The sequence below is a fragment of the Hydrogenophaga sp. ZJX-1 genome, from assembly GCF_048590325.1.
Taxonomy (GTDB): Bacteria; Pseudomonadota; Gammaproteobacteria; order Burkholderiales; family Burkholderiaceae_C; genus Hydrogenophaga.
In genome coordinates, this window is the sequence record NZ_JBMBRA010000014.1 from 1 (window position 1) to 5514 (window position 5514).

Genomic DNA, 5514 nt, shown 5'->3' on the forward strand with positions numbered 1-5514 from the left:
CCGCTGGCCGCGGTGATCTCGCCGATGATGTCGGCCACGCGCTGCGCGTTGGCCACCACCTCGCCGATCGTGCTGCCAGCCTCGGCCACCAGGCGGCTGCCCGCCTCCACCTTGTCCACGCTGGTGCCGATCAGCACCTTGATTTCTTTCGCCGCTTCGGCGCTGCGCTGCGCCAGGTTGCGCACCTCGGCGGCCACCACGGCAAAACCTCGGCCCTGCTCACCGGCGCGGGCCGCCTCCACCGCGGCGTTGAGCGCCAGGATGTTGGTCTGGAAGGCGATGCCGTCGATCACGCCGATGATGTCGTTGATCTTCTTGCTGCTGTGGTTGATCTCGTCCATGGTGGCGACCACCTGGCCCACCACCTGCCCGCCGCGGATGGCCACCTCGGCGTTGGCCACGGCCATCTGGCTGGCCTGGCGCGCCGCGTCGGCGCTCTGGCGCATGGTGCTGTTGAGCTCTTCCATGCTGGCCGCGGTTTCCTGCAGGTTGCTCGCCGCCTGCTCGGTGCGGACCGAAAGGTCGTTGTTGCCGCTGGCAATCTCCCGGCTGGCGGTCTCGATATGCACGGCAGACGCCTGCACCGAGGCCACCGCGCTCTGCATGCGCTGCAGTGCGTCCTGGAGCGCACGCGCACCCGGCGTGCTGATCGCATGCGCGCTGACATCCAGCGCAATGCCGTCGGTCTGGTTGACCGACCGCACCAGGCGCGTGAGTTCGGCACCCTCGCGGGCGGTGCGGCCCATGCCGACAGCGAGAACCACTTCCAGACCGGTCTGAATCACCACGTACGCCGCGTGCAGCAGCACACGCGCGAAATTGGCTTCGGTGGTGCAGTAAAAGCCCAGACCCGCGGCCTGCAGGCGGTCAAACAGCACGTGGTGCACCGCAAACAGCCCCGCCGCAAACACGATCGGCCGCCAGTCGAGGTAGACCAGCAACAACGCCAGCGTGACGAACACGCCAAAGTGGTATTCCAGCTCGCCGTGCGCCAGCTGGATCTGCAAGGCCACCAGCGACACCAGGGCGAGGGCCAGCGTCAGGCGCGAACCCAGCGTACCGCGCCCGAGCGCGTAGGCCGCGGCGCCCAGGCCCAGGAAGACCAGTGCGCCGACGATGGCCAGCGTCGGCTCGTAATAGAGAAACCCGATCAGCACGGCCGCCGCCGCGCTCAGGGCGATGGCGGCGAGCAATACCTTGTCGCCCAGCAAGGCCTGGGGATGGCTGGTGTCCTTCAACGCGGGATGGGCATGAATGTTCATGGCGGTCTTTTAGAAATGGAGCCGCTTCGGAGAGCGATGTCCGATCACTTCGTCAGAAGCTTTCCCAGTCGCCCTCGTCGCCCGCGCCCACGGCGACCTTGGCGGGCTTGACCGGAACGGACCTGGCGACAGGCGCGGTGGGCGCACCGGCGCTGGGCGTCGGGGCACGCTCTGGCGCCGGGCGCTTGAGCTGGAGCGCTGCCCGGGGTGCTGCGATGGCGGGTGCGTGCAGCGTTTTCGCGGCGGGCCGGGCCCCCGGCGTGGGCGCGGTGCGCGCCGCAGCCTGATGGACCACCGTCGGGGTGAGCGCTGCCGCGCTGCTGCCATCGATGCGGAACACGGACACCACCTGCGCCAGGCGCGTGGCCTGGTCCTTCAGGCTCTCGGCAGCGGCCGCGCTCTCTTCCACCAGCGCGGCGTTCTGCTGCGTCATCTGGTCGAGCTGGTTCACCGCGGTGTTGACCTGGCCGATGCCGTCGCTCTGCTCGCCCGAAGCGGCGGTGATTTCACCAATGATGTCGGAGACGCGCTGCACCGAGCCCACGATCTCGCTCATGGTCTGGCCTGCGTCGGCCACCAGACGGGACCCGGCTTCGACCCGGTCCACGCTGGCGCCGATGAGGCCCTTGATTTCCTTCGCTGCTTCGGCACTTCGCTGCGCCAGGTTGCGCACCTCGCCGGCCACCACGGCAAAACCTCGTCCCTGCTCACCGGCGCGGGCCGCCTCCACCGCGGCGTTGAGCGCCAGGATGTTGGTCTGGAAGGCGATACCGTCGATCACACCGATGATGTCGCTGATCTTCTTGCTGCTGTGGTTGATCTCGTCCATGGTGGTGACCACCTGGCTGACAACCTGGCCACCGCGCACGGCGATCTCGGAGGCGCTGGCGGCGAGCTGGTTGGCCTGGCGCGCAGCGTCGGCGCTCTGGCGCACCGTGGCGGTGAGCTCTTCCATGCTGGCGGCGGTTTCTTCCAGGTTGCTCGCGGCCTGTTCGGTGCGCGCGCTCAGGTCCTGGTTGCCGCTGGCGATCTCGACCGACGCGGTGTTGATGCTGTCGGTGGCGCTGCGCACCTGCTGCACCGTCTTGAGCAGAGAGTCTTTCATGGTGGACAGCGCACCGAGCAGGTCGCCCAGCTCGTCGCGACGGTCCACCTGCACGCTGCGCGTGAGGTCGCCGCCGGCCACTGCACGGGCCAGTTCCACCGCCGTGGACAGTGGCACCGTGACCGACCGGCTGATCAACCAGGCCACCACGGCACCGAGCGTCAGCGCGAAGCCCGCCATCAGGCCGATGATGAGCATCTCGGTTTTCACCGCCTGCCCGGCCGCCTGGTCTGCCACCTCGACCAGTTCGCGCTCGTGTTGCTGGAGCTTTTCCATCGATCCGATGTAGCTCTCCACCGCCGGGATCAGGCCGGTTTGCAGGAGGTCTTCGGCCTGGGGATCGGCCGCGGCCAGCGCCGCGAAGTAGGTCTTGCGCACCGCGATGTACTGCTTGCGGCGCTCACCCACCGCGCCCAGCAGGTTCTTGCCCTGCTCCGAATCCACGCTGTCTTCCAACGCTTTCTGCAGCCCGTTGATGCGGTCGGTGGTCTGCGCGATCAGGGGCTTGAAATGGGCATCCACCTGGGGGTCGTTGCCCGACTTGGCCATGGCCATCACGCGGTTGATGTTGAGCCGCGTGTGGCTCACCCATTCGTCGGCCAGCGCCGAACGCTGACCCATCGCTTTCAGATTCGTATGGGCATCGCGGGCTGCGTTCAGGCCACTGAGGGCCACGCCGGTGAGGGCGCACAGCAGCAGCAGCACCGCACCAAATCCCAAGGCCAGGCGCTGGGTGATTTTGAGGTTATTGAAGCGCATGGCTATTTTTCCTAGGTTGCGGGGAACACGTTCAGAAGCTTTCCCAGTCGCCTTCGGCCGAGGCAGAAGCACTCACCGTGACGGGCTGGGGGCTTGCGGGGAGTGACTGCAGCGCAGGCGCTGCCGGTGGGCGGGGAAGTCCGGTTGGGCGTGCGGCTGCCACGGCAGGGGCTTTGCCCCGCCGGGGCTCGGCCCGCACGGGGGCCGGTGGCCTGCTGGTTGCGGCCACGGGCACCGCCGCACCGGCTCCCTCGATGCGGAAGACCTGCACCACCTGAGCCAGGCGCTGGGCCTGGTCCTTCAGGCTCTCGGCCGCGGCGCTGCTCTCTTCCACCAGCGCTGCGTTCTGCTGCGTCATCTGGTCGAGCTGGTTCACCGCGGTGTTGATCTGCCCGATGCCGCTGCTCTGCTCTCCGCTGGCCGCGGTGATCTCGCCGATGATGTCGGCCACGCGCTGCGCGTTGGCCACCACCTCGCCGATCGTGCTGCCAGCCTCGGCCACCAGGCGGCTGCCCGCCTCCACCTTGTCCACGCTGGTGCCGATCAGCACCTTGATTTCTTTCGCCGCTTCGGCGCTGCGCTGCGCCAGGTTGCGCACCTCGGCGGCCACCACGGCAAAACCTCGGCCCTGCTCACCGGCGCGGGCCGCCTCCACCGCGGCGTTGAGCGCCAGGATGTTGGTCTGGAAGGCGATGCCGTCGATCACGCCGATGATGTCGTTGATCTTCTTGCTGCTGTGGTTGATCTCGTCCATGGTGGCGACCACCTGGCCCACCACCTGCCCGCCGCGGATGGCCACCTCGGCGTTGGCCACGGCCATCTGGCTGGCCTGGCGCGCCGCGTCGGCGCTCTGGCGCATGGTGCTGTTGAGCTCTTCCATGCTGGCCGCGGTTTCCTGCAGGTTGCTCGCCGCCTGTTCGGTGCGGACCGAGAGGTCGTTGTTGCCGCTGGCAATCTCCCGGCTGGCGGTCTCGATGCCGGCACTGGATTGCTGGACCTGGGCCACCAGCCCACGCAGCGACGTCTGCATGCCCGCCAGCGCACCCATCAGGCTGGCCGGTTCGCGCACCGGCGGCATGGTCCCCGTGAGATCGCCGTCGGCAATGCGGCGCAGGGCGGTGCGGGCCACGGCCGGGTCACCCCCGATTTCGCGGCGCAGGGTGCGCTGCACCACGAGGCCCAGCACCACCGCCACCCCGATCGCCAGCGCGGCCAGCGCCATCGCCAGCCAGCGCGCGCGGTCGGCGCTCTGCTTGACGCTCTGGTGGGTCTGCACCGACAGCTGGCCGGACGCATCCCGGAGTTGCAGCAGTTCGGCTCGCAGCTTGCGCCAGGCCGGTGTTTCGTCGCGGTTGAGCACCTCGATGGCCTGGGCGGCGTCGGTCTTGACCAGCGCCAGCACCTTGTCCTGCGCCTGGGCCTGGGCGCCGCGCAGCGCCACCAGAGAAGCCAGCGCCGGCTCCACCGGCGTGCCCCGGGCCGACTGCAGCGTCGCCTGGTGCGCGTCGTCAAAAGCCGAGCGCGCGGCCTGCAGGTTGTCGTAGGCCTTGGGGTTGGCCGGGTCCAGCACGATGTTGCGCAACGCCTGGCCCATCTGCAGCCCCTGGGCGTACATCTCGCGCACGCTGTTGGCCATGGCCTGCTCGGTCTGGATGTATTTGTCGAACTCCTGCTGGGTCTGTACCAAGGCCCAGATGCTGCCGCCCAGGCTGGCGACAAACAGCACCGCCGGCGCCACAAAGGCAAGAATCAATCGGGTGTTGAAGTTCATGAAATCCATTCCGTGGTGTTGCGGTCGTGCGCCATGGAGACAGGACCCCGGCGCAGGGGGGGCAGGCGCAGCTCGGACAAGGCCATGCACACGGCCTCCGTGCGCCGACCGTCCCTGTTCCCGCTCATGGGTCGCATCTGCCGCTTACTGAAGGCGCTGGGCGCTGTCCATGAGGCCCATGTCGGCGCTGGACATCAGCGCCTCGATGTCCATCAGGATCAGCATGCGCTCGCCCACGCTGGCGATGCCGGTGATGAAGCTGGTGTCCACCGTGGTGTTCATCTCGGGCGCGGGCTTGATCAGCTCGCTGCTGAGTTCCAGCACGTCGGACACCGAATCCACCACCGCACCGACCACGCGACCGTGCACGTTGAGCACGATCACCACCGTGAACCCGTTGTATTCCACCTTCTCGCAGCCGAGCTTGGTGCGCAGGTCCACCACCGGCACGATCACGCCGCGCAGGTTGACCACGCCCTTGATGAACGCCGGTGCGTTGGCGATGCGTGTGGGCTCCTCGTACGAGCGGATCTCCTGCACGCGCAGGATGTCGATGCCGTATTCCTCCGCGCCCAGGCGGAAGGTCAGGAATTCGGCTTTCTTCGCCGCTGCGGCAG

At 68.2% G+C, this 5514-nt stretch carries 4 protein-coding genes; all 4 read right to left on the minus strand.

Features of this window, described 5'->3' with window-relative positions; all coding sequences use genetic code 11:
• Window positions 1–1262 (minus strand): methyl-accepting chemotaxis protein (locus tag ACN5W5_RS23740; protein ID WP_420050869.1); only part of this gene is annotated, 1262 nt, incomplete at its 3' end.
• A gap of 52 nt (window positions 1263–1314) precedes the next feature.
• Window positions 1315–3126, minus strand: a complete 1812-nt coding sequence (locus ACN5W5_RS23745; protein ID WP_420050870.1) for a methyl-accepting chemotaxis protein — start codon at window positions 3124–3126, stop codon at window positions 1315–1317.
• A gap of 31 nt (window positions 3127–3157) precedes the next feature.
• Window positions 3158–4897 carry a methyl-accepting chemotaxis protein gene (locus ACN5W5_RS23750; protein ID WP_420050871.1) on the minus strand — a complete coding sequence of 580 codons (1740 nt, stop codon included), beginning with the start codon at window positions 4895–4897 and terminating at the stop codon, window positions 3158–3160.
• Between the two features lie 144 nt (window positions 4898–5041).
• The coding region (locus tag ACN5W5_RS23755) for a chemotaxis protein CheW (RefSeq protein WP_420050872.1) at window positions 5042–5514 on the minus strand (473 nt) is incomplete at its 5' end.